Origin of the sequence: Muricoprocola aceti (genome assembly GCF_025567005.1) — a bacterium.
In the GTDB taxonomy this organism is placed as follows: Bacteria; Bacillota; Clostridia; order Lachnospirales; family Lachnospiraceae; genus Marvinbryantia; species Marvinbryantia aceti.
In genome coordinates, this window is record NZ_JAOQKE010000008.1 from 1 (window position 1) to 23,201 (window position 23,201).

General features: G+C 44.6%; 23 protein-coding genes and 1 pseudogene. All 24 read left to right on the top strand.

Translation table 11 applies throughout. The features are described from left to right. Positions 1–78: 78 nt before the first annotated feature. Positions 79–498: pseudogene (locus tag OCV47_RS08115) on the top strand (IS66 family transposase); the annotation flags it as partial. Positions 499–731: 233 nt separating this feature from the next. Then, complete coding sequence (locus OCV47_RS08120; protein WP_262654638.1) at positions 732–1,841, top strand: Ldh family oxidoreductase; 1,110 nt, start codon at positions 732–734, stop codon at positions 1,839–1,841. 115 nt (positions 1,842–1,956) lie between these two features. Continuing rightward, entirely contained in the window at positions 1,957–2,559 is a 603-nt protein-coding gene (locus OCV47_RS08125) for a M48 family metallopeptidase (RefSeq protein WP_262654639.1), read from the top strand. Between the two features lie 236 nt (positions 2,560–2,795). Further along, a complete protein-coding gene (locus tag OCV47_RS08130; protein ID WP_262654640.1) occupies positions 2,796–4,187 on the top strand; it encodes an alanine/glycine:cation symporter family protein in 1,392 nt (463 codons plus the stop codon). Between the two features lie 8 nt (positions 4,188–4,195). Continuing rightward, a complete protein-coding gene (locus tag OCV47_RS08135; RefSeq protein ID WP_262654641.1) occupies positions 4,196–4,477 on the top strand; it encodes a nucleotidyltransferase family protein in 282 nt (93 codons plus the stop codon). Then, positions 4,449–4,856 (top strand): nucleotidyltransferase substrate binding protein, encoded by a 408-nt coding sequence (locus OCV47_RS08140; protein ID WP_262654642.1) that lies wholly within the window; start codon positions 4,449–4,451, stop codon positions 4,854–4,856. Before OCV47_RS08135 ends, OCV47_RS08140 begins: the two co-directional genes overlap by 29 nt. A 30-nt stretch (positions 4,857–4,886) precedes the next feature. Next, on the top strand, positions 4,887–5,804 hold the full coding sequence (locus OCV47_RS08145) for a ketopantoate reductase family protein (RefSeq protein WP_262654643.1): 918 nt from the start codon (positions 4,887–4,889) through the stop codon (positions 5,802–5,804). Then, the gene (locus OCV47_RS08150) at positions 5,797–5,931 is read left to right on the top strand and encodes a hypothetical protein (RefSeq protein WP_262654644.1); all 135 of its coding nucleotides are present in this window, start codon (positions 5,797–5,799) and stop codon (positions 5,929–5,931) included. The genes OCV47_RS08145 and OCV47_RS08150 overlap by 8 nt, the downstream gene beginning before the upstream one ends. A gap of 63 nt (positions 5,932–5,994) precedes the next feature. Beyond that, the gene (locus OCV47_RS08155) at positions 5,995–6,753 is read left to right on the top strand and encodes a tRNA threonylcarbamoyladenosine dehydratase (RefSeq protein WP_262654645.1); all 759 of its coding nucleotides are present in this window, start codon (positions 5,995–5,997) and stop codon (positions 6,751–6,753) included. A gap of 26 nt (positions 6,754–6,779) precedes the next feature. Next, positions 6,780–7,598, top strand: coding sequence for an ATP-dependent sacrificial sulfur transferase LarE (gene larE / locus OCV47_RS08160; protein ID WP_262654646.1), 819 nt, complete (start codon positions 6,780–6,782; stop codon positions 7,596–7,598). A 112-nt stretch (positions 7,599–7,710) separates the two neighbouring features. Then, the gene (locus OCV47_RS08165) at positions 7,711–8,598 is read left to right on the top strand and encodes a DegV family protein (RefSeq protein WP_117447960.1); all 888 of its coding nucleotides are present in this window, start codon (positions 7,711–7,713) and stop codon (positions 8,596–8,598) included. Between the two features lie 19 nt (positions 8,599–8,617). Beyond that, positions 8,618–9,763, top strand: a complete 1,146-nt coding sequence (locus OCV47_RS08170) for a PP-loop family protein (RefSeq protein WP_262654647.1) — start codon at positions 8,618–8,620, stop codon at positions 9,761–9,763. A 135-nt stretch (positions 9,764–9,898) separates the two neighbouring features. Further along, the gene (locus tag OCV47_RS08175; protein ID WP_256297536.1) at positions 9,899–10,213 is read left to right on the top strand and encodes a DUF6110 family protein; all 315 of its coding nucleotides are present in this window, start codon (positions 9,899–9,901) and stop codon (positions 10,211–10,213) included. 13 nt (positions 10,214–10,226) lie between these two features. After that, on the top strand, positions 10,227–12,308 hold the full coding sequence (locus OCV47_RS08180; protein WP_262654648.1) for a heavy metal translocating P-type ATPase: 2,082 nt from the start codon (positions 10,227–10,229) through the stop codon (positions 12,306–12,308). A gap of 216 nt (positions 12,309–12,524) precedes the next feature. Next, positions 12,525–13,883, top strand: coding sequence for a Trk system potassium transporter TrkA (gene trkA / locus OCV47_RS08185; RefSeq protein ID WP_262654649.1), 1,359 nt, complete (start codon positions 12,525–12,527; stop codon positions 13,881–13,883). A gap of 16 nt (positions 13,884–13,899) precedes the next feature. Continuing rightward, complete coding sequence (locus tag OCV47_RS08190) at positions 13,900–15,354, top strand: TrkH family potassium uptake protein (RefSeq protein ID WP_262654650.1); 1,455 nt, start codon at positions 13,900–13,902, stop codon at positions 15,352–15,354. 9 nt (positions 15,355–15,363) lie between these two features. Continuing rightward, a complete protein-coding gene (locus OCV47_RS08195) occupies positions 15,364–15,960 on the top strand; it encodes a TetR/AcrR family transcriptional regulator (RefSeq protein WP_117447956.1) in 597 nt (198 codons plus the stop codon). Between the two features lie 233 nt (positions 15,961–16,193). Beyond that, positions 16,194–17,711 carry a sodium/proline symporter gene (locus OCV47_RS08200; RefSeq protein WP_262654651.1) on the top strand — a complete coding sequence of 506 codons (1,518 nt, stop codon included), beginning with the start codon at positions 16,194–16,196 and terminating at the stop codon, positions 17,709–17,711. A gap of 87 nt (positions 17,712–17,798) precedes the next feature. Then, the gene (locus OCV47_RS08205) at positions 17,799–18,749 is read left to right on the top strand and encodes a tetratricopeptide repeat protein (protein WP_262654652.1); all 951 of its coding nucleotides are present in this window, start codon (positions 17,799–17,801) and stop codon (positions 18,747–18,749) included. A gap of 9 nt (positions 18,750–18,758) precedes the next feature. Next, positions 18,759–20,039: a GTPase HflX gene (gene hflX / locus OCV47_RS08210; RefSeq protein ID WP_262654653.1), complete on the top strand. Its 1,281-nt coding sequence runs from the start codon at positions 18,759–18,761 to the stop codon at positions 20,037–20,039. Between the two features lie 146 nt (positions 20,040–20,185). Then, positions 20,186–20,386 carry a cold-shock protein gene (locus tag OCV47_RS08215; RefSeq protein WP_040781595.1) on the top strand — a complete coding sequence of 67 codons (201 nt, stop codon included), beginning with the start codon at positions 20,186–20,188 and terminating at the stop codon, positions 20,384–20,386. Positions 20,387–20,503: 117 nt separating this feature from the next. Further along, positions 20,504–21,163 (top strand): RluA family pseudouridine synthase, encoded by a 660-nt coding sequence (locus tag OCV47_RS08220; RefSeq protein WP_262654654.1) that lies wholly within the window; start codon positions 20,504–20,506, stop codon positions 21,161–21,163. A gap of 53 nt (positions 21,164–21,216) precedes the next feature. Then, entirely contained in the window at positions 21,217–21,810 is a 594-nt protein-coding gene (locus tag OCV47_RS08225) for a hypothetical protein (RefSeq protein ID WP_256297514.1), read from the top strand. Positions 21,811–21,857: 47 nt separating this feature from the next. Further along, positions 21,858–23,189, top strand: coding sequence for an extracellular solute-binding protein (locus OCV47_RS08230; protein WP_262654655.1), 1,332 nt, complete (start codon positions 21,858–21,860; stop codon positions 23,187–23,189). The last annotated feature ends 12 nt before the right edge of the window (positions 23,190–23,201 follow it).

The following is a 23,201-nucleotide window of genomic DNA, read 5'->3' on the forward strand; positions in this document are numbered from 1 at the left end:
AAGGAAAATGAAGCAAAAAGAAACCCCCTATCCCCTCAAGATTGAGGGGCAGGGGAGTTGAAGTGTCGAAGACACTTTTTTACATACCTCCGACAGAATGAAGACTCTGTAAAGAATGGCGGCAGCGCCAAACTGAAAGAAGCGTTCATTTACGCCCTGAACCAGGAAAAATATCTTCGGGTGTTCCTGACAGATGGTGGAGTACCAATGGATAATAATGCCAGTGAACGGGCAATCCGTGGATTCTGTATCGGCAAAAAGAACTGGCAGGTGATTGACACTATAAACGGAGCTGAAAGTTCAGCCATTATTTACAGCATAGTAGAAACTGCCAAAGCAAACCGGTTAAAGCCATATGAATACATTGTCCATCTGTTAACAAAGATTCCGAAGCACATGGATGACAAAAATCAGGATTTCCTTAAGGATTTGCTGCCGTGGTCACCAGAACTGCCAGCACACATACGGAAACCAGTGAAAACAGAAACCCAGAAATAATCATGCCGTGAAAACGGCATCTAATTTGTCAAGGTACTCGGGTTGCACCGTTTACGGTTTTTCTGTTAGGTGGAAGAGATTGGTTCGAGATTCTATTTCCCATCAGCAGGATAAGTATGTTATACTGAAAGAGACTTGTATATTTCTGGAACATTAGGATCATGACCAGAAAATTTACCAGGGAACATGCAGAAAATGATATACGATGAATAACATAACGGGAGGATTTTACGATGGAGACAAGGCCATATATCAGTTGGGATATGGTGGAACATTTTATGGTGGATGCTTTTCAGGCTGTGGGTGTGCCGGAAGCAGATGCCAGAATCTGTGCAGATGTATTGATGGAAAGTGACCGACGCGGGATTGAGAGCCATGGCTGCAACCGATTTAAACCGATCTACATGGATCGTATTCTTAACGGAACTTTAAAGCCCGTAACTGAGATCGAGATTCTGAAGGAGACACCGACAACTGTTGTGATGGATGCGCATGACGGTATGGGGATGGTAGCCAGTCACAAGATGATGGAGATGTTGATTGAAAAGGCGAAGACTTATGGAATGGCTGGCGGAAGCATCTGCAATTCTACTCATTACGGGATTGCCGGTTACTGGGCGACCATGGCCAGCAAGGAAGGACTGTTGGGAATCACCGGAACTAATGCCAGACCATCTATTGCACCAACTTTTGGCGTGGAAAATATGATGGGAACCAATCCACTGACCTTTGCGTTCCCTACAGATGAAGAATTCCCATTCTGTCTGGACTGTGCAACTTCAATCGTACAGCGTGGCAAGATCGAATATTATGCAAGAGAAGGAAAGGATACACCGGCTGGTATGGTAGTATCTGAAAAAGGAGAGGCTATGACAGATTCCGATGAGATCTTGAAAGCTTTGGTAGATGGAACCGCAGCACTGGCACCTCTTGGTGGCATCGGTGATGAAATGTGTGGATTTAAAGGCTATGGTTATGCAGCGGTAGTAGAGATTCTTTCTGCAGCACTGACGGGTGGCCCGTTTATGAAAGCACTGACCGGACTAAATGCAGATGGCAGTCGCTCCATGTATCACCTGGGACATTTCTTTTTTGTTATTAATCCAGACTTTTTCATGGGAGAAAATACTTTCCGTAAGACGGCCGGAGATATTTGTCGTGCATTACGCGCATCCAGGAAAGCACCGGGGCAGGAGCGGATCTACACAGCAGGTGAGAAAGAATGGCTGGTATGGCAGGAACGCAAGGACAAGGGAGTACCAGTAGGGGATGCAGTACAGAAAGAATTTATCGAGATCCGTGATAAATACCATCTGCCATATCATTTCTCATTTGAAAAATAAAAGAAAATTCACTGACAGGGAAGTCCGGATGTGCACAAAAGGCGATTTTGTTGAATTTGATCTGACGAATATGGCCAGAAAGAAAAATGAGGACGGTATAATCAAGAGACGAAATATGAAGAGCAGATTAGAAAGCAAAAAAGTAGCATATAAAGATTACGATATCACTCTGATTCGTAGTAACCGAAAAAGTATTGCCATTGAGATCAACAGGGATCTTCAGATCAAGGTACGGGCACCGCAGCGTATGACGCAGAATCGAATCATGAAGTTTGTCACAGAGAAAGAAGATTGGATACAGATTCATCTGGAGAAGATGGAGCTGTTACGTCAGAAGCAGGAACAGGATGACAGATATTCGCAGCGATCACCTCTGACGGAAGAAGAAATTCGGAAGCTTACAGAGACTGCAAGAAAAGTGATTCCGGTAAGAGTAGCATACTTTGCCCGGCAGATGGAAGTCACTTACGGCAGGATCACGATCCGCAATCAGAAGACTCGCTGGGGAAGCTGCAGTCAGGTAGGAAATCTGAACTTCAACTGCCATCTGGCTGAGATGCCAGATGAGATTCTGGATTATGTTGTGGTGCACGAACTCTGTCACAGGAAGCAGATGAACCATTCTAGGCTGTTCTGGGCAGAAGTCGAAAAGGTATTACCAGATTATCAGATCAGAAGAAAGTGGTTGAAAGAGAATGGGAGAAGGTATCTGACATAGTACACCTGAACCGCATGATCAGGAACAATACGATAAGAACAAAACAACGGAGTCGGCAGGAAAGGAGAAATCCAACTGGCGACTCTTTCTTGCATTATAAGCAATAATGACTTAAAATAAAAGAATATTGTGAATTTATAAGGCATAGAATCGGCGATCAGGATCATTAGCGCAGATCTGTCGTTTTAAGATCGCAATAGAATAAGTAGAAATAAAAAAGAAAGAGAACAGAGTGTATGATGGAGATAATAGAAAATATAAACAGTGTGGTAAATAATTTTATCTGGGGTGTTCCGGCAATGCTGTGCATCTTCGGTGTTGGGTTGTATTTAAGTATCAGAACTCATTTTTTGCAGATCCGGAAGTTCCCGTATGCTATTAAGACAACTATAGGAAGAATGTTTCGAAAAAGAAATGCTTCAGATGGAGCCCTGACTCCATTTCAGGCGGTCTGCACTGCACTGGCGGCAACGGTTGGAACCGGTAATATTGCCGGTGTGGCCGGAGCAATCGCCATCGGCGGTCCGGGAGCAGTGTTCTGGATGTGGATTTCAGCACTCCTTGGTATGTGTACCAAGTTCGCGGAAGTGACATTGGCGGTGCATTTCCGTGAGAAAAATACCAACGGAGATCTGGTGGGCGGTCCAATGTACTACATCAAAAATGGACTGGGAGAAAAGTGGATATGGCTGGCCTATCTGTTTGCAGCATTTGGTGTGCTGACGGTATTCGGAACTGGCAATGCCACACAGGTCAATACCATTACAACAGCGATCAACTCTGCATTACTGAATTATCATGTAATTTCAGAAGGAGCAGTATCAACATCTAATCTGATCATTGGTATTGTAATCACGGTACTGGTAGGAATGATTCTGCTTGGTGGAATCAAACGAATTGGCCAGGTAACAGAAAAGCTGGTGCCGTTTATGGCATTGTTATACATTGTACTGGCTCTGGGAGTGGTATTGATGAATATCAGGGTACTTCCGGCAGTTTTTGTGTCCATTATACGAGGTGCCTTCCAGCCATCTGCAGTGACAGGAGGCGTGGTCGGAAGCATGTTCATGAGTATGAAAAAGGGTGTATCCCGCGGTATCTTTTCCAATGAAGCAGGTCTTGGTACAGGCTCCATCGCTCATGCCTGTGCAGATACCAGAAAACCGGTAAAACAGGGCATGTTCGGTATCTTTGAAGTATTTGCAGACACCATTGTAATCTGTACATTAACAGCACTGGTTATTTTATGCAGCCAGGTACCAGTGAATTACGGTGCGGCAGCTGGAGCAGAACTGACGATTCAGGGATTCACATCTGTGTACGGAGACTGGGTATCTATCTTTACGGCAGTAGCGATGTGTTGTTTTGCATTCTCCACCATTCTTGGCTGGGGACTGTACGGAGCAAGATGCATCGAATTCCTGTTTTCAGAAAAAGTGATCAAGCCATTTATGGTGGCTTATTCGCTGGTAGCGATTCTTGGAGCAACGGTCAACCTGGGGCTGATGTGGAGTATTGCTGAGACCTTTAACGGTCTGATGGCGATCCCGAACCTGATTGCTCTGTTCCTGCTTTCCGGAACAGTGGTGAAACTGGTAAAAGATTATCTTGCAACTGGTGAGGAATAGAAAATAATATGACCATAGAAAATATCCTGAAAAATATAATTGATCTATGTACGCAGTTTTCAGCGGATCGTGTGATCTTATTTGGTTCAAGGGCAAAAGGAACGAATACAGACCGCAGTGATATTGATATAGCAGTACGAGGTGTAAAAAATATCTGGGAGCTTCAGGAAAAACTGGAAGAAATACCGACATTATATAAAATTGATCTGGTAGATCTGGATACCTGTAAAAATCAGTTACTGATGGAGGATATAGAACAGTATGGACGAGAAATTTACAAAAAGATTTGAATCTTTTCAGAATTCACTGCACTCGCTGCAGGAGGCCAGAGTAAGAGATCTGACTGACTCTTTTGTACTTAGTGGGACAAGTGCAAAATATAGTATCACGTTTGATTTGTCATGGAAAGTTATGAAGGATATACTGGTTCAGTATTATGCCATTACAGGTTTTGTGACAGGTTCACCAAGAGAAGTATTGCGTGAAGCATTTCAGGCGAATATGATTCATGGAGATGAGTGGATGGAGATGCTGAGAATCAGAAATCAGCTGGTTCATGACTATGATGGAGTGATTGTAAAAGAACACTGTCAGAGTATTGTACAGACCTATATCAGCAAGTTTGAGCAGTTTGAGGAATATGTAAAAAAGCTGCTGGCAGAAGCATAGCATGATATTTGATAAGGAAGAGGAGAAAATATGGAACAAATTGTACTTATTGGCTTTGGGGCAATCGGAATTCCCATTGCCTGGCATATGAATCAGCGTTATGGAGACCGGTTTGCCCTGGTGGCAACAGGCCATCGTCGACAGAAAATGGAGAAGAAGCACTACTGGGTAAACGGAACCGCTTTTTCTCCGAAGATTATCTCGACGGCTGAGGAGTTGGAGGAAAAACCTTCGCTTGCGATTATCTGTGTAAAGAATTATGATATTGAATCTGCGATAGAGGACTTGCGTCCGGTGATTGTGCCTGGTACGATTTTGCTGCCTCTGCAGAATGGAATCTACGCATTTCAGAGATTCTGTGAGGCGTTCCCGGAAAATATTGTGCTGAAGGGCTACATTCAGGGACCGAACACGATTATGGATGGAGAAAATCTGCTGTTCACCAATGCGGGAGTGACCCACATTGGGGCTTCTTCTTATTCCGGCGATGATATTGTGCAGCATGTTTACCGACTGATGCACAGCAGTGGACTGGATGTGGTAGTAGAAGCAGACATCGACAAAATGGTGTGGAAAAAATGGATGCTGAATGTGGCAGGCAACTCAGTGACTGCCCTCACCGGAGCAGACTACAGTAAGTTTCGGACTTACGAAGAATTGCAGACCATCTGCCGAAAAAGTATGCGGGAATTTGTGAAAGTGGCACAGGCAAAAGAAATTCCTCTCACTGAAGAAGATATCGAAGATATCATTCAGTATTATGTCAGCTATAAAGGTGCAAAGAAGACGTCGATGCTGGAGGATGTGCTTCATCATAGAAGAACAGAAAATGAATATCTGGCAGGTACACTTTTGCAGATGGCAGAGAAGAAGCGGATCCCTGTTCCGGCAACCGAAACATTGTATCTGCTAATGAAGGCAAAAGAAGAGATTTATCTGAATGAATAACAGCAGATTTGAACAAGGAAAACAGGTCAGATGGAAGTATCGGGTACCAGATGTGAATCTGTTATGTCTGGAGAAAGTATTGACAGATAGAACGGTTCATAGTACAATTATCCTATCGAAAAAGTAGGTAGTTATAAAACAAGCGGATGGATTCCATCCGCTGTTTTTCAGTCTGAATAGGAGTTATAGAATGTTAACACAGTTTTCAAGAACAGAATTGTTATTGGGAAAAGAAGCCATGGATAGGCTGGCAAACAGCCGTGTGGCAGTATTTGGCATCGGCGGCGTGGGCGGATATGTTTGTGAGGCGTTGGTTCGTACCGGTGTGGGAGCCTTTGACCTGATCGATGATGATAAGGTATGTCTGACCAACCTGAACCGTCAGATCATTGCTACCAGAAAAACGGTAGGCCAGTATAAGGTCGATGTGATGAAAGAACGTATGCTGGAGATTAACCCAAAAGTAGATGTAAGAGTGCACAAATGTTTCTTTCTTCCGGAAAATGCAGAGGAATTTCCGTTTGAAGAGTATGATTATATTGTGGATGCAGTAGATACTGTTACGGCAAAGATCTCATTAGTTATGAAAGCACAGGAGATGAACATTCCGATCATCAGCAGCATGGGTGCCGGGAACAAGCTGGATGCCAGCAAGTTCCAGGTGGCGGATATCTATAAGACCAAGGTATGTCCACTGGCAAAGGTAATGCGCCGGGAATTGAAAAAGCGTGGGGTAAAGAAGCTGAAAGTAGTATATTCCGAAGAACAGCCGACAAGACCAATCGAAGATATGTCCATTAGCTGCCGTACACGCTGTATCTGTCCGCCGGGGGCTAAGCATAAGTGCACTGAGCGGCGGGACATTCCGGGAAGCGTGGCCTTTGTGCCGTCTGTAGTTGGATTGATTATAGCCGGAGAGGTCGTAAAAGACCTGTCTGTAAACAAATAAGATATTTGGTACAGGAGGACAGTCACATGGGACAGTTAGAAGAAAAGTATGAAGCGTTGCTGGAGTATCTGCGCAGTCTGAATTCTGTAGCAGTGGCATTTTCCAGCGGGGTAGATTCTACCTTTTTATTAAAAGCAGCAAAAGAAGCATTAGGGGATCAGATCATTGCAGTGACAGCACAGTCCTGCTCCTTTCCACAGAGAGAATTAAAAGAGGCCATTGCATTCTGTGAAAAAGAGGGCATTCGTCATTTTATCTGCAAGTCAGAAGAACTGGAGATCGAAGGATTTGCACAGAATCCGAAGAATCGATGCTATCTCTGCAAGAAAGAGCTGTTTGAAAAGATCAAAAAGCTGGCAGCAGAACAGGGCATAGAGAATATCATAGAGGGATCCAATATGGATGACAATGGAGACTATCGTCCAGGTCTTCAGGCAGTGGCAGAACTGGAAGTGAAGAGTCCACTTCGTCATTGCAATCTGAACAAGAATGAGATTCGGCTTTTATCGAAGAAGCTGGGACTTCCGACCTGGGAAAAACAGTCATTTGCCTGTCTGTCTTCCAGATTCGTATATGGGGAGACGATCACAGAAGAAAAGCTGGGAATGGTAGATAAAGCAGAACAGCTCTTGCTGGATCTGGGATTCCATCAGGTAAGAGTGCGCATTCATGGTATGATGGCAAGGATTGAGATTGATCCAGCTGAATTTGACAAACTCATGCAGCCGGAGACAAGAGAAAAGATCACGAGAGAATTAAAATCCTATGGTTTTACTTATGTGACTCTGGATCTGATGGGATATCGTACCGGAAGTATGAATGAGACTCTGGACATCAAAAAATAACGGAACAAGATAGTGCCTGCAATGGGCACTATTTTTTGACACGTTTATAGAAATTATGCTATAGTACTTATTTAGACACAAATCAGGTAATGTTCTTGAATCAGGAGGAAAAATGAACAGTACAATTGGAGTGGTGACAGACAGTCACAGCAGTATCACACAGAAAGAGGCAGAAAAACTGGGCATCTATGTATTGCCGATGCCATTTTATATTGATAATACCTGTTATTATGAAGATATTAATTTGGCAAGAGAAGAATTTTTTGAAAAAATGAAAGCAGGAAGTCATGTAAGTACCTCACAGCCTGGTCCGGAAGAGGTTATGAAGATATGGGAGAAAGCACTGAAGGAACATGAGCAGATTCTATACATTCCATTAAGCAGTGCTCTCAGTGGGTCCTGTCAGACCGCACAGATGCTGGCACAGGAAGAACCTTATGCAGGAAGAGTATTTGTGGTAGACAATGGCCGGGTATCAGCTACCCAGCACCGATCCGTGCTGGATGCGCTGGAGTTGATCGAAGAAGGGTATACGACAGCGCAGATCAGGCAGATGCTGGAGGAAGCACGCGCAAAGAATACCATCTATATTGGTGTACAGGATCTGGAGTACTTAAAAAGAGGGGGAAGAATTTCCCGTGCCACAGCAGCACTTGGCAGTGTATTGAATATCAAACCAGTCCTGCAGTTCGATGTGGGGACTCTGGATACTTATAAAAAATGTCGTGGATTTGTACAGGCAAAGAAAGTCATGATTGATGCCATGAAACAGGAATTTGCTACAAAATTCAAAGAAGAAGTGCAGCAAGGGGAAGTATATCTGCTGGCAGCGACCAGCGCAACTGCGGAAGAAAGTGAAAAATGGCTGGAAGATATCAAGAAGGCATTCCCGGAAATGACCGTGTTGTATGATAAGCTGTCACTGGGCGTTAGCTGTCATATCGGACCGGGAGGTTTAGGAATCGGATGTTCCTGCAGACCGAAGCGGATCACCCGGTAGGACGAAAAAGGAGAAGAGGATGAGCATTACAGTAGAAGAGTTAAGAAATATGAATCCGGACACTTATCAGTTGATCGATATCCGAAGCGAAAGTGAAATCGCCCATGGTGCCATTCCGGGTGCCACGGCGATTCCAGGCGAGGAGATCTCATCCAGTGAACAGACAGATAAGACAAAGAAACTGATTATTTGCTGTTCCAGGGGGAGAAACAGTATTGATCTTGCTGCAGAATTATGCGAAAAAGGATTGGATGCAGAAAGTCTGGAAGGTGGCTATATTGCCTGGCTGATGGATTATATGAAGCGCCAGGAAGAGGCAGATTTTGCCAAAAATGTGGAGCAGAGTCTGCGAAAGACCTACAAGAAAAGAATCTGGTCTAAATTCTGCCGCGCGATTAATACCTATGAACTGGTGAAACCGGGAGATAAGATCGCAGTGTGTATTTCCGGTGGGAAAGATTCCATGCTGATGGCCAAACTGTTTCAGGAACTGAAACGCCACAATAAGTTTGAATTCGAGGTAAAGTATCTGGTCATGGATCCTGGATATAATGAGGCAAACAGGCGCATTATAGAAGAGAATGCACGCAGGCTGAATATCCCGGTGACATTCTTTGAATCCAACATTTTTGATGCAGTGTATGAGATAGAGAATTCGCCTTGTTATCTCTGTGCCAGAATGCGCCGTGGACATTTGTATGCCTATGCAAAAGAGCTGGGATGTAACAAGATTGCGCTGGGACACCATTATGATGATGTGGTTGAGACCATTTTGATGGGAATGCTTTATGGTGGTCAGGTACAGACTATGATGCCGAAGCTTCACAGTACGAATTTTGAAGGCATGGAGTTGATCCGGCCGTTATATCTGATCCGGGAGGATGATATCAAATCCTGGAGGGATTACAATGATCTGCATTTTATTCAGTGTGCCTGCAAGTTTACTGACACCTGCACCACATGTAATAATGAAGAAAACCGTTCCAAGCGTGTGGAGATTAAAGAGTTGATCCGTACCTTAAAACAGAAAAATCCATTTGTAGAAGGCAATATTTTCAAGAGCGTAGAGAATGTGAATCTGGATACCGTAGTGGAATACAAAACAGGAGGAGTTCGTCATAACTTCCTGGAACGTTATGACCAGATGGGAAAAACAGAAGAATAAAAATGTGTTTTTTCCGTGAAATATAGGGATTTTTACAGGTTTCAAATTGACAAAAAAAGAGGCATGAAGTAGAATAGCAATGAATAAAAAGTTAGCATAAGCTAATGAAAGTTGTTTTACAAGGAGGAAGTAATCATGAAAAACGTATTCAAAAATGTAGACTGGAAAAAAGTGGGAACTTTCGCGGGTGGATTTGTCTTTGGAACAGCAGGTGTAAAGGTTCTGGCAAGTGATGACGCAAGGAAAGTATATACACAGTGTACAGCAGCCGTTCTTCGTGCAAAAGAATGTGTGATGAAGACTGTGAATCTCGTTCAGGAAAACTGTGAAGATATTCTGGAAGGCGCAAAAGACATTAACGAAGAACGTGCTCAGAAGGCAGAAGAACAGGCTTTCGAAGACGAAGACTTCAAAGAAGTAGAAGAAACTGCAGAAGAGACAGCAGAATAAGGGGCGGTCATAAGTGAAGTTTCAGATTAAAAACGAATCAAAAAGACGTATTCGTATGCATATGTCTGTATATCGCATGAGCTATGTGCAGGCAGATACGCTGCAATACTTTCTGACAGAGCTTTCCTGTGTGAATCAGGTGAAGGTAAATGACCAGACCTGTGATGTGACAGTTTATTACAGTGGTGAAAAGGCCGACCGTCAGGATATGCTGAAGAAGCTTCAGACTTTCCATTATGAAGATGTGGAGGTGCCGGAGCATTTTATTCAGAATTCGGGCAGAGCGTTAAATGCTGAATATCAGGATAAGCTGGTATGGAACGTTGCATTTCATTATGCAAGAAAGTGGTTCCTTCCTGCGCCTCTGAATGCCTGCTATAATACGGTAGCTGCAATCCCGTATGTAGTAAAAGGATTAAAGTGTCTATGTAACCGTAAGATTGAAGTGCCGGTACTGGATGGTACAGCAATCGGAGTGTCTGTCATACGTGGTGATTATGCGACGGCAGGCTCCGTAATGTTCCTGCTGGGCATCGGTGAAATACTGGAAGAATGGACCCACAAGAAGTCGGTCGGTGATCTGGCAAGAAGTATGTCTCTTCATGTGGAAAAAGTCTGGATGAAACAGGATGAGACAGAAGTCCTGACAGACAGCAGCAAGATTCAGAAGGGTGACAGAATCGTGGTACACATGGGCAATGTCATTCCGTTTGATGGTACCGTGACAGAAGGCGAAGGTATGGTAAACCAGGCATCTCTGACCGGTGAATCAGTAGCAGTCCGCAAGAGCAGCGGAGCCGGTGTGTTTGCCGGAACGGTTCTGGAAGAAGGCGAACTGACCATTCAGGTCACAGCGATTGGCGGTGGAAGCCGTTATGAACAGGTTGTGAAGATGATCGAAGAGTCTGAGAAGCTGAAGTCCGGACTGGAGAGTAAGGCAGAGCATCTGGCAGACCGTCTGGTTCCGTGGACCTTAGGCGGTACCGCATTGACTTATCTGCTGACTCGTAACGTGACCAGGACCTTATCCGTACTGATGGTAGATTTCTCCTGCGCACTGAAGATGGCCATGCCGATTTCGGTATTATATGCCATTCATGAAGCGGGAACCCACCATATTACGGTAAAGGGCGGTAAGTTCCTGGAGGCAGTTGCAGAGGCAGATACGATCGTATTTGATAAGACCGGCACCCTGACGAAGGCAAAGCCGACTGTTGTAAAAGTAGTATCTTTTGATGGCAGAAGTGAAGACGAATTGTTGCGTATCGCAGCATGTCTGGAAGAACACTTCCCACATTCTATGGCAAAAGCTGTGGTACATGCGGCACAGGAAAGAGGTCTGGAGCATGAAGAGATGCATTCCAGGGTAGAGTATGTGGTAGCGCATGGTATTTCCTCTTCAGTGGAGGATAAGAAAGTCATCATTGGAAGCTATCATTTTGTATTTGAAGATGAGAAGACTGTGATTCCGGAAGATAAAAGAGAGATTCTGGAGAACCTTCCTCAGGAATACTCACATCTGTATATGGCGATCGAAGGAAAACTGTCAGCGGTGATCTGTATTGAGGATCCGCTGAGACCGGAAGCAGCAGATGTGATTCGAGAACTGAAAAAGGCGGGCATTTCCAAAGTAGTGATGATGACTGGAGATAATGAGCACACGGCAAAAGCGATTGCAGAAAAAGTGGGAATCGATGAGTTCTATGCAGAGGTACTGCCAGGAGATAAGGCAAAATTTGTCGAGAAAGAAAAGGCAGCAGGACGCAAAGTGATCATGACCGGAGACGGTATCAATGATTCTCCGGCACTGTCTGCATCGGATGCGGGAATTGCCATCAGTGATGGTGCTGAACTTGCAAGAGAGATTGCAGATATTACCATCAGTGCAGATGATCTCTATCAGATATTGATATTGAAGCAGATCAGTGACCGGCTGATGAGACGTATCCGCAAGAACTATCACAGCATAGTAGGAATTAATTCTACCCTGATCGCTCTGGGTGTGTTTGGCATTATTCAGCCGACCACATCAGCTTTGATGCATAACACGTCTACTTTGCTGATCAGCCTGGGAAGCATGAGAAAGCTTCTGTAAACTTCTATGTAGAAAATGATATAAATCCGGATAAAAATATGGGAATTCTGTAGACACAGAATTCCCTTGTTTTATTTTAGAAAGTATGTTACTATCTGAATGTTTCGGTATCAGTTGAATTAATACGGATATATGATAAAATGGAACTATTCGGAGCTGTCTGTGGCTCAAAGCGGTTATGATAATAAGATCGACGAATTTATGGAGGAAAAACCTGTGAAGATAATTATAGCGGGGGATGGAAAAGTCGGAAATATGCTGACCAATCAGTTATCGGCAGAAGGACACGATATTACACTGGTGGATTCGAATCCAGAGGTACTGGAGGCAAGTATTGAAAGTTACGATGTCATGACGGTGCAGGGAAACTGCGCATCCATGGAGGTGCTGAATCAGGCTGGTATTCAGGAGACTGATCTGCTGATTGCAGCAACAAGTGCGGATGAGGTGAATCTGCTTTGCTGTATGACAGCGCATGGAATGCGGCCTGGGATCCATACGATAGCAAGAATCCGCAATCCGGAGTATTCCAATCAGATTTATAAGATGCGGGATACTTTTGCATTGTCTCTTGCTGTGAATCCGGAGAAACAGGCAGCAGTGGAGATTGAACGGCTGCTGAAGTTTCCTGGTTTTCTGCACAGAGAAGCGTTTGTCGGGGGAAGGGTAGAGATCGCAGAGATTCGCCTGGAAGCCAGCAACAAGTTGTGTAATGTATCACTGAATGAACTGGACAGCATTGTGAAATGCAGGGTTCTGGTTTGTGCTGTTCTGCGAAATGGCAATGTAGTGACACCAGATGGTAATTTTGTGCTGAAAGCAGGAGACCGGGTATTCGTTACAGCGCCAACCAATAATCTGGCTATTTTGTTGAACAATATCGGAACCATCACAAAGAAAGTGAAGAATGTCATGATCTGTGGTGGAAGCAAGATTGGCTTCTATCTGGCGCAGAGACTGCAGAAGAGCGGTATGTCTGTGAAGATTATCGAGCAGAAAAAGGAACGTTGTATTCAGCTGGCAAGTCTTCTGCCACATGTGATCGTGATCCAGGGAGATGCCAGCAGTCAGGCATTATTGTACAGTGAGGACATTGAAGAGATGGACGCCCTGGTGACATTAACCGGTCTGGATGAGATGAATATGATCATTGCCATGTATGGAAAGAAGTGTGGCGTATCCCAGATTATTACCAAGGTGGGACGAAGAAGAAACGGAAATCTTCTGGATGAACTGGAACTGGGAAGTGTGGTGTGCCCGAAGGAACTGTGTTGCAACAATATTGTGCGTTATGTACGTGCTATGCAGAATCAGACCGGGGCTGCTGTGACAGTACACACTATTGCAGATGGACAGGCAGAAGCTATGGAATTCCGTGTGAATGAGAAGACCATTCATTGTAACGAACCGTTGAAGGCACTGAAGATTCGTAAAAATGTACTGGTTGCAAGTATCATCCACGGGGGACAGATCGAGATCCCGAACGGAGATTCCTGTTTTACCCAGGGAGATTCGGTGGTTGTAGTAACCAGCAGCGATAAAGTATTATATCAGTTAAATGATATTTTTGAATAATTGAGGGAACAGACATATGAATTACAAGATGATGGGGCGTTTTATTGCTCAGATCCTCGGAATCGAAGTGATCTTCATGATTCCGGCACTCTGTATCAGTATTTATTGTCGTGAAAGCGCGGCAATCCGTGGATTTTCCTGGAGTATGGTGATGATTGCACTGCTTGCACTTGGGCTGCATGCCCTGTGCCGTAAGGGAAAGAAACGGTTTTATGCAAGAGAAGGTATGGTGTGTGTCGGCTTAAGCTGGATTGTGATGAGCCTGATGGGCGCACTTCCATTTTATATATCTAGAGAGATCCCAAAGTATATTGACTGCTTTTTTGAAATTGTTTCAGGATTTACCACAACAGGTTCCTCCATCCTGCCAGAGGTGGAGAGTTTATCGAAGGGTATTTTATACTGGAGAAGTTTCAGCCACTGGCTGGGTGGAATGGGAATTCTGGTATTTCTACTGGCAATTTCTTCCCTGAAGGGAAGCAAAGGTGGCTATACCATGCATCTTCTGAGAGCGGAGAGCCCGGGACCGAACGTAGGAAAGCTGGTTCCGAAGATGAAACAGACAGCAGAGATTCTCTATGTTTTATATATTTTGCTGACTGTTTTGAATATATTGTTTCTGCTGATTGGAAGAATGCCACTTTTTGATGCAGTCTGCACCGCATTTGGTACAGCAGGTACCGGTGGATTCGGTATCAAAAATGACAGTATTGCCAGTTACAGTCCTTATCTTCAGAATGTCTGCACGGTATTTATGCTTTTGTTCGGAGTGAACTTCAGCTGCTATTATCTGATTCTGATCAGACAGTTCAAGACCGTCTGGAAAGACGAAGAACTGAGAATGTACCTGGGCATGGTATTGGGAAGTATTGTATTGATTACCATCAATATTTATGGTATGTATGACAGCCTGGGTGAAACAGTGCGCCATGCAGCATTTCAGGTTGCCAGTATTATGACGACCACAGGATTTGCTACCACAGATTTTGACCTGTGGCCAAGTTTCTCAAAGGCAATTCTGCTGTGTCTGATGGTGATTGGCGCCAGTGCCGGAAGTACAGGAGGAGGATTCAAGTGTGGACGTGCGCTGCTTTTGTTTAAGAATATGCGCAGAAATCTGAAAAAAGCATTATATCCAAGACGTGTGGAAGTGGTGTGCAACAATGGACAGATGATGGAAGAGAGTGTGCTTAGCAATATTAACACCTATCTGTCTGCGTATGTAATCATTATTATTGTCAGCTTCCTGCTTATTTCACTGGATGGATTTTCTACGACGACCAACTTCTCGGCAGTACTGGCCTGTTTCAACAACATTGGTCCTGGTCTGGAGGCGGTAGGCCCAACCTGCAACTTTGGCGGATATAGTGTGCTGTCTAAGCTGGTGTTAATCTTTGACATGCTGGCCGGACGTCTGGAGATCTTCCCGATTCTGATGCTTCTGTCCCAAAGTACCTGGAAGAAAGGATAGCACCCACATATGGCAAAGAAGCAGAAGAGAAATACCAAAGGAAATATCATCACAGCGGCATGGCAGCTGTTTTATGAGCAGGGATATGATAATACCACAGTAGATGAGATCATTGCATCGGCAAAGACTTCAAAGGGCTCATTTTATCATTATTTTAATGGAAAGGATGCTCTGCTCAGTACGCTGGCTTATTTGTTTGATGAAAAATATGAGGAACTGATGGAGAACATGGAGGAATCCATGAACAGTTATGAAAAGCTTCTGTTTTTGAATCAGGAGCTTTTCACAATGATAGAGAACAGCATCTCTATAGATCTGCTTGCCCGGCTGTTATCCACACAGCTGGTAACTCGCGGGGAAAAATCTCTGCTGGATCGAAGTCGTCTGTATTATCGTCTGCTCAGTAAGATTATTCTGGAAGGACAGACTTCCGGTGAATTGCGAACTGACATCTCGGTAGGAGAGATTGTAAAAGCTTACGCAATCTGTGAACGGGCATTTATGTATGACTGGTGTATCTCCGGGGGAGAATATTCATTGCGCAGCTACTCTCAGAGAATGCTGCCGATCTTTTTATCAGATTTTCGGGCATCGAGAAACGAATGAAGAATTCGACTCGATGCTTTTTTGTATTTTCAGAGCCATGTATCTAAAAAAATACAATATGGTATAAGATTTTACAATACTTTTCGTATAGATATAATTACAGCATAATTACAGAAAAAATGACAAACAATGACATGAAAAGTATAGACTTTAGTCTAAACTTTGTTCTATTTGATATCGTTCTCCTGACAGGTTATAATGGCAAAAGAGTAACAAAGAGGAGGAGAAAAATTATGACATCTGCAAAAGTCTGTATTATGATTGCCATTATTATTTATCTTGGTGGCATGTTGTACATCGGTTATATGTGTTCCAGGAAAAATGAGAGCACGGATGACTTTTATCTGGGAGGAAGAAAGCTGGGGCCACTTGTAACAGCCATGAGTGCAGAAGCTTCTGATATGAGCAGCTGGCTGCTGATGGGATTGCCTGGTGTAGCATATCTGACCGGTATTTCAAATGCTGGATGGACAGCAATTGGACTGGCCATCGGCACCTATGTGAATTTCTTGATCGTGGCAAAGAGACTTCGCCGTTATTCTCATGTGGCGAACAATTCTATCACATTGCCACAGTTTTTTAAAAATCGTTTTCACGATGAGAGCAGAATTCTGCTTTTGATCTCTGCGATTATTATTGTTATTTTCTTTATCCCGTATACTGCATCTGGATTTGCAGCCTGTGGCAAGCTGTTCTCCAGCCTGTTTGGGGTGAGCTATATGACAGCCATGATTATCAGTGCGGTTGTCATTGTAGGGTATACGATGATGGGAGGGTTTCTGGCAGCATCGACTACGGACTTTATTCAGAGTATCATTATGTCAATTGCGTTGATTATTGTATTGATCTTTGGAGTGAATGTAGCTGGCGGACTGGATGTAGTGATCGACAATGCAAAAGCACTGCCGGGTTATCTGTCGATGGTCCAGAGTTATGATGTGGCGTCCGGCACAGCGTCGCCATATCGCCTGCTGACGATTTTATCTACCCTGGCATGGGGGCTGGGATATTTTGGTATGCCGCATATTCTGCTTCGTTTCATGGCAATCGAAGATGAAGAAAAACTGACACTTTCTCGTCGTATTGCGATCATCTGGGTAGTGATCTCTATGGCAGTCGCAGTATTTATTGGCGTAATAGGATATTCCATGAGCAAAGCAGGAGCAATTGATGTACTGGAAGGTTCCAATTCTGAAACTATTATTGTCAGAATCGCAGATCTGCTCAGCCGTCATGGTGTGATTTTTGCATTGCTGGCAGGTATTATTCTGGCAGGCATCCTGGCATCTACGATGTCTACTGCAGATTCTCAGCTGCTGGCAGCATCTTCTGCAGTATCCTCCGATATGCTGAACAGAAACGGAAAGAGCGGTATTATTGCAGCAAGAATTACACTGATGCTGATTGCTGTTTTTGCAGTCATTCTTGCAAGAAATCCGAACAGCTCCGTATTTCAGATTGTATCTTTTGCATGGGCAGGATTTGGTGCAGCGTTTGGTCCAGTCGTTCTCTTCTCATTGTTCTGGAGAAGAACCAATAAGTATGGAGCACTGGCTGGTATGCTCTTCGGTGGAGTGATGATCTTTGTATGGAAGTATCTGGTACGTCCACTGGGAGGAATCTGGGACATCTACGAACTTCTTCCGGCATTTATTGTAGCATGTGTGGCTATCGTTGCATTCAGTCTGGCAACACCGGCACCGGATCAGTCCGTTCTGGACGAATTTGACAGAGCAGCATCTGGAAAATAGTAACTTTGCAAGAAAAGCAAAGTATGTTATGATGATGGGGATCAGGAAACTGATCCCTGTTTTTGTATAGAGGAGGAATAAAAACAGATGAAAAAAAAGAAACTTTTGGCACTGGCTGCAGTGATGCTGCTGCTGACTGGATGTGGAGATAAGACAAAGGAAAAGCTGGAGTCTGCCAGAGATGCGGGTATTTCTGCTATGGAACAGGCACAGTATGAGCAGGCAGTAACATCCTTTGAACAGGCCTATGCATTGTGTGATGAGAAGATGCCGGAGACAAAGACAGATATTTCTCTTTATGAAGCGGCCTGCCAGATGAAGATGGAAGACTACGAGAGCCTGAAAAATACCTGTACCAGAATCTTGGAACTGGGAGAGAATGCGGATGCATATTATATGCGTGGTGTTGCTTTCCTGAAGCTTGGGGAGACGGATGCGGCAAAGGCAGATTTTGATGGAGCCATGACACTGAAGCCAAAGGATTATGAGATGGCGCTGAACATTTATCGGCAATATGAGGAGATCAGTCAGTCAGCTGTGGGAGACCAGTATCTTCAGCAGGTGTTGAATCAGGAATCAGCAGGGATGGAGGATGATTACCAGAAAGGCAGTATATACTATTACCTGGGAGACTATGAGAAAGCAGCGGAAGCTCTGGCTCCATCAGTAGAAGCTAAAAAAGAGGATGCCATGCGTCTGATGGGACAGGTTTACCTGGCGCAGGGAGACACGCAGTCAGCCTGGGTAGTATATCAGCAGTATAAGGAGACTTTTGGAGAGACAGCAGAGAGTTATAATGGCATCGCACTTTGCGATATGGCAGATGGAGACTATGATACGGCGTTGCAGGATATCCAGACTGGATTGTCACTGAAATTGTCAGATTCTTCCAGGAGAGATCTGCTGTATAATGAGATTGTAGTATACGAAAAGAAGCAGGATTTTCAGACGGCAAAGCAGAAGGCGGAGGAATTCATGCAGCTTTATCCGGATGATGAGGCCGGACAGAGAGAGTATGATTTTCTGAGTACCAGATAGGGAGCAGGTATGACGGGATTTGATATCATAGAAGAAGTAGAAGAAAGAGTCATACTGGTCGGTGTAAGCACCGGTGAAGGTGATGATACCGCACAGTCACTGGACGAGCTGGAAGAACTGGCGAAGACAGCAGGGGCAGTGACGGTAGGACGTGTGATCCAGAACAGAGAACAGATTCATCCGGGTACTTATATTGGTACCGGAAAGATTGCAGAAGTACAGCAGCTGGCTTATGAGGTGGAGGCGACAGGCATCATCTGTGATGATGAGCTGACACCGGCTCAGTTGAAGAATCTGGAAGAAGAACTGGATCTGAAGGTGATGGACCGGACACTGATTATTCTGGATATTTTTGCATCCAGAGCTTCTACCAGTGAAGGAAAGATTCAGGTAGAACTGGCGCAGCTAAAGTATCGTCAGGCAAGGCTGGTGGGACTGGGCAGTTCTTTATCCAGACTCGGCGGTGGAATCGGTACCAGGGGACCGGGAGAAAAGAAGCTGGAGATGGATCGACGGCTGATCAAGAGCCGGATTGCCCAGCTGAACCGGGAGCTGGATGAGGTGAAGCGTCACCGGGAAGTAGCAAGAAGCAGACGGAGCAGGAAATCCACAGCTGTGATAGCAATTGTGGGGTATACCAATGCCGGAAAATCCACGTTGCTGAATACTCTGACAGGAGCGCAGGTGTTGGAGGAAGATAAGTTATTTGCAACGCTGGATCCCACGACAAGAATTCTGGAACTGCCTTCCGGGCAGGAGATTTTGCTGACGGATACCGTAGGATTTATCCGTAAACTGCCCCATCATCTGATTGATGCATTTCGCAGTACACTGGAAGAAGCCAAATACGCAGATATGATTCTCCATGTAGTAGATGCTTCCAGTCCACAGATGGATCAGCAGATGTATGTGGTATATGACACGTTAAAGAATCTGGGTGTGACAGATAAGAAGATTGTTACACTGTTTAACAAACAGGATAAGGTAGAAGATGGATATCTGCCAAGAGACCTGAAGGCAGAAAAGACAGTGAGGATATCTGCCAAGTGGGGGGAAGGCCTGGAAGAAGTGAAGAAGATCCTGGAGGAACTGCTGAATGAAAAAAATGTCCTCATCGAACGATTTTATGATTACAAAGATGCCGGACTGATCCAGCTGATCCGCAAGTATGGACAACTTCTGGAGGAAGAATATCTGGGTGATGGAATTCATGTGAAAGCCTATGTGCCGATGGAGATTTATGGCACAGTGACACCGGAAAATCAGAAAATGAAAAACCGCGAAGAATGACGGAAAACTGTTGAATCTGACGGGGTTTGCAGATAAAATCAGCTTGACATTTGTGGCATTTACGCATATAATTGGGGAGTAGTTATGATTCAGGCAAGGTGTCAGACAGGAAGACATTTGCTCAATATTTTTATGGAGGTACCGAGATGAATAAGGGTACAGTTAAATGGTTCAACGCAGAAAAAGGTTATGGATTTATCACAGGTGAAGACGGAGCAGATGTATTCGTACATTTCTCAGCTATCCAGGGTGAAGGATTCAAGTCTCTGGAAGAAGGTCAGGCTGTTTCTTACGATTTAACTGAAGGCGCTCGCGGAATGCAGGCAGCTAACGTTGTTAAATTATAATAGAGATTAATCTAACGAGGCGTAGAGAAGGATTCCCAGCAATGGGAATCCTTTTTTCATATAATCATAAGAAATTACATTTCCCATTATAGGAAGCCGGGGACAAAAGGAGAATTTATGGAATACATCGTATATGAAGATAAACAGATCATTGTGTGCCGGAAACCTTCCGGTCTTGCGGTTCAGAATGCATCTTTCGGGAAAAAAGATCTGGAAAGTATGATGAAGACTTACCTGTTTGAAAAAGAAGGAAGGGCCAATCCATATCTGGGTGTCATTCACAGACTGGATCAGCCGGTGCAGGGACTGGTGGTATTTGCCAGGGATGCAAAAAGCGCGGCTTCTTTAAGTGCGCAGGTGCAAAATGGCCAGATGAAGAAATATTATCAAGCGGTAAGCTGTAAAATCCCGGAAGAAAAAGAAGGGATGCTGATCCATTTTCTGAAAAAGAATGGAAAAACAAACTGTTCGGAGGCGGTAAGCGAAAGGAACACCGGAGCCAAAAAGGCACAGCTTTATTATAAAGTTCTGGAGGAAAAGGAGGGGTGTGCCCTGTTTGAGATTGAGCTGTTCACCGGACGCCATCATCAGATACGGGTACAGATGGCAGCCAGCCATATGCCGTTGGCAGGGGATCAGAAGTATAATCCAGAGGCAGAAAAAGGAGAACAGATTGCTCTGTGTGCCTGTCGTCTGCAGTTCCGGCATCCGGTGACCGGAAAACAGATGACGTTTACCTGCGAGCCGGAAGGAGGAGCTTTCGAGTTGTTTTATTGACCATAAACCCTGGATTGTCATATCCTATAGGGAGACTGATAACAGGAGCTTTTATGGAAAAGAAAAAGAGAGGGTGCTGCGGCGCACAGTACTGTCCCTGCTATCCCAACTGTGATGAAGTGATGGAACAGCACTGGCAGGCACAGCAAAATGAGGAAAAACAGACGGATTCTGTGCCGATGGAGCATTTACAGACAGAGATGCTGGATCGTGATCCTGGCGTTCTGAGACAGCTGGCTATACAGGATGAAGCAGATCTTACAAGACTGAAAGAACTTTATCCGATGCGGGTTCGGCAGGTACTGGAAGAGGTAGAACGTGTCTGTGACAGCATGGAGTATGAAGGCAGTGTGATGTTCGACGAGACGCCGGAAAAACAGAGAATTATGGAACTGACAGATGGCATTGAACAGAAGATGCAGGATAAGATGACACAGTGGGAAGAAGAACTGCAGAGGCAGCAGGAAGAGGATATCTATGTGATGAATCATCCTATGGCACCACCGCAGCCACCTTATCCGCCACAGCCACCAAGACCACCTTATCCACCAAGACCGGTGAACTGGTTTCATGATCTGATCCAGGTACTGTTGCAGGATGAGATGTATCACAGGAGATGCCGCAATCGGAACTGCCGCAGATGGTAATTCGTTGGCAAGGCTGTCCGGGCTTGTTATGATTAAAAACAGGTGATTTGTATAAAGAAACATATGATGATGGCGGCGTGCTGGATCTAGAGAATCCGGTGACGCTGACGATATGGCACTATTATAATGGGGCATATCAGGCTGCTTTTGACAAGCTTGTGGAAGAATTTAATAACTCAGCAGGAAAAGATCTTGGCATCTATGCGGAAGAGATGCCGGATCTTTTTTCTGCGTACACGGATTCTGCTCTTGGATTGCAGAAAGATGGACTGCTGACAGATCTGAATCAGTATTTTACAGCGGAAGAACTGGATAAGTATGTAGATGCCTATGTACAGGAAGGAGAATTTGCAGGAGACGGAGGTCTGTATGTATTTCCGGTTGCAAAGTCCACAGAAATCACCATGATGAATAAGACGGACTGGGACAAGTTCGCAGAAGAGACGGGTGCAACTCTGGATGACCTGAGCACAGTAGAAGGAATTGCAAAAGTTGCTGAGCAGTACTATGACTGGACGGATGCCCAGACGCCGGATGTGCCAGATGACGGAAAGGCATTCTATGGCAGAGATTCCATGTCGAACTATTTTCTGATTGGAATGAAACAGATGGGTTATGATCTGATTGAGGTAGAGGATGGAAAAGTGACACTTCAGGCAGATAAAGAGGCGATCCATAAAATGTGGGAAAATTACTATGTGCCGTATGTGAAAGGATACTTTGTATCCTACGGTAAGTTTGGCTCCGATGATGTGAAGACAGGAGATACTCTGGCCTATACGGGATCCACCGCATCATCCATGTATTTCCCGGACAATGTGGAGCTGGATGATGACAGTTATCCAATTGATTATGCGATCTGTAATGCACCGGTATTTGAGGGCGGGGAGGCATACAGTGTACAACAGGGAGCCGGTATGGCTATGACAAAATCAGACGAAGCACATGAATATGCAGGAAGTGTTTTCCTGAAATGGTTCACCCAGAGTGAAAACAGCCTGAAGTTTGGTGCAGCATCCGGATATCTTCCGGTACAGAAAGAAGCAAACAAAGCGGAGGCACTGGATCGCGTGGTAGAAGAAGAACAGCTTCAGATCGCTCCAAAGACTTATGACTGTCTGACAATGGTGATGGATCAGTTCGCAGATACCCGGTATTATGTACCGAAATGTTTTGCCAACAGCTATCAGGTCAGAAAGATACTGGATTACAATCTGAAGGACAAGGCTGTGGCTGACCGTGAGACTATCGATGCAGAAGTGTCAGAAGGCACATCCAGAGAAGAAGCGGCTGCACCATATATTACAGAAGAAGCATTTGATACCTGGTATGACGAGTTTGTCAGTGCGCTGACAGAGGCAGCCGGATTAAATGAATAGGATGGGATTGGT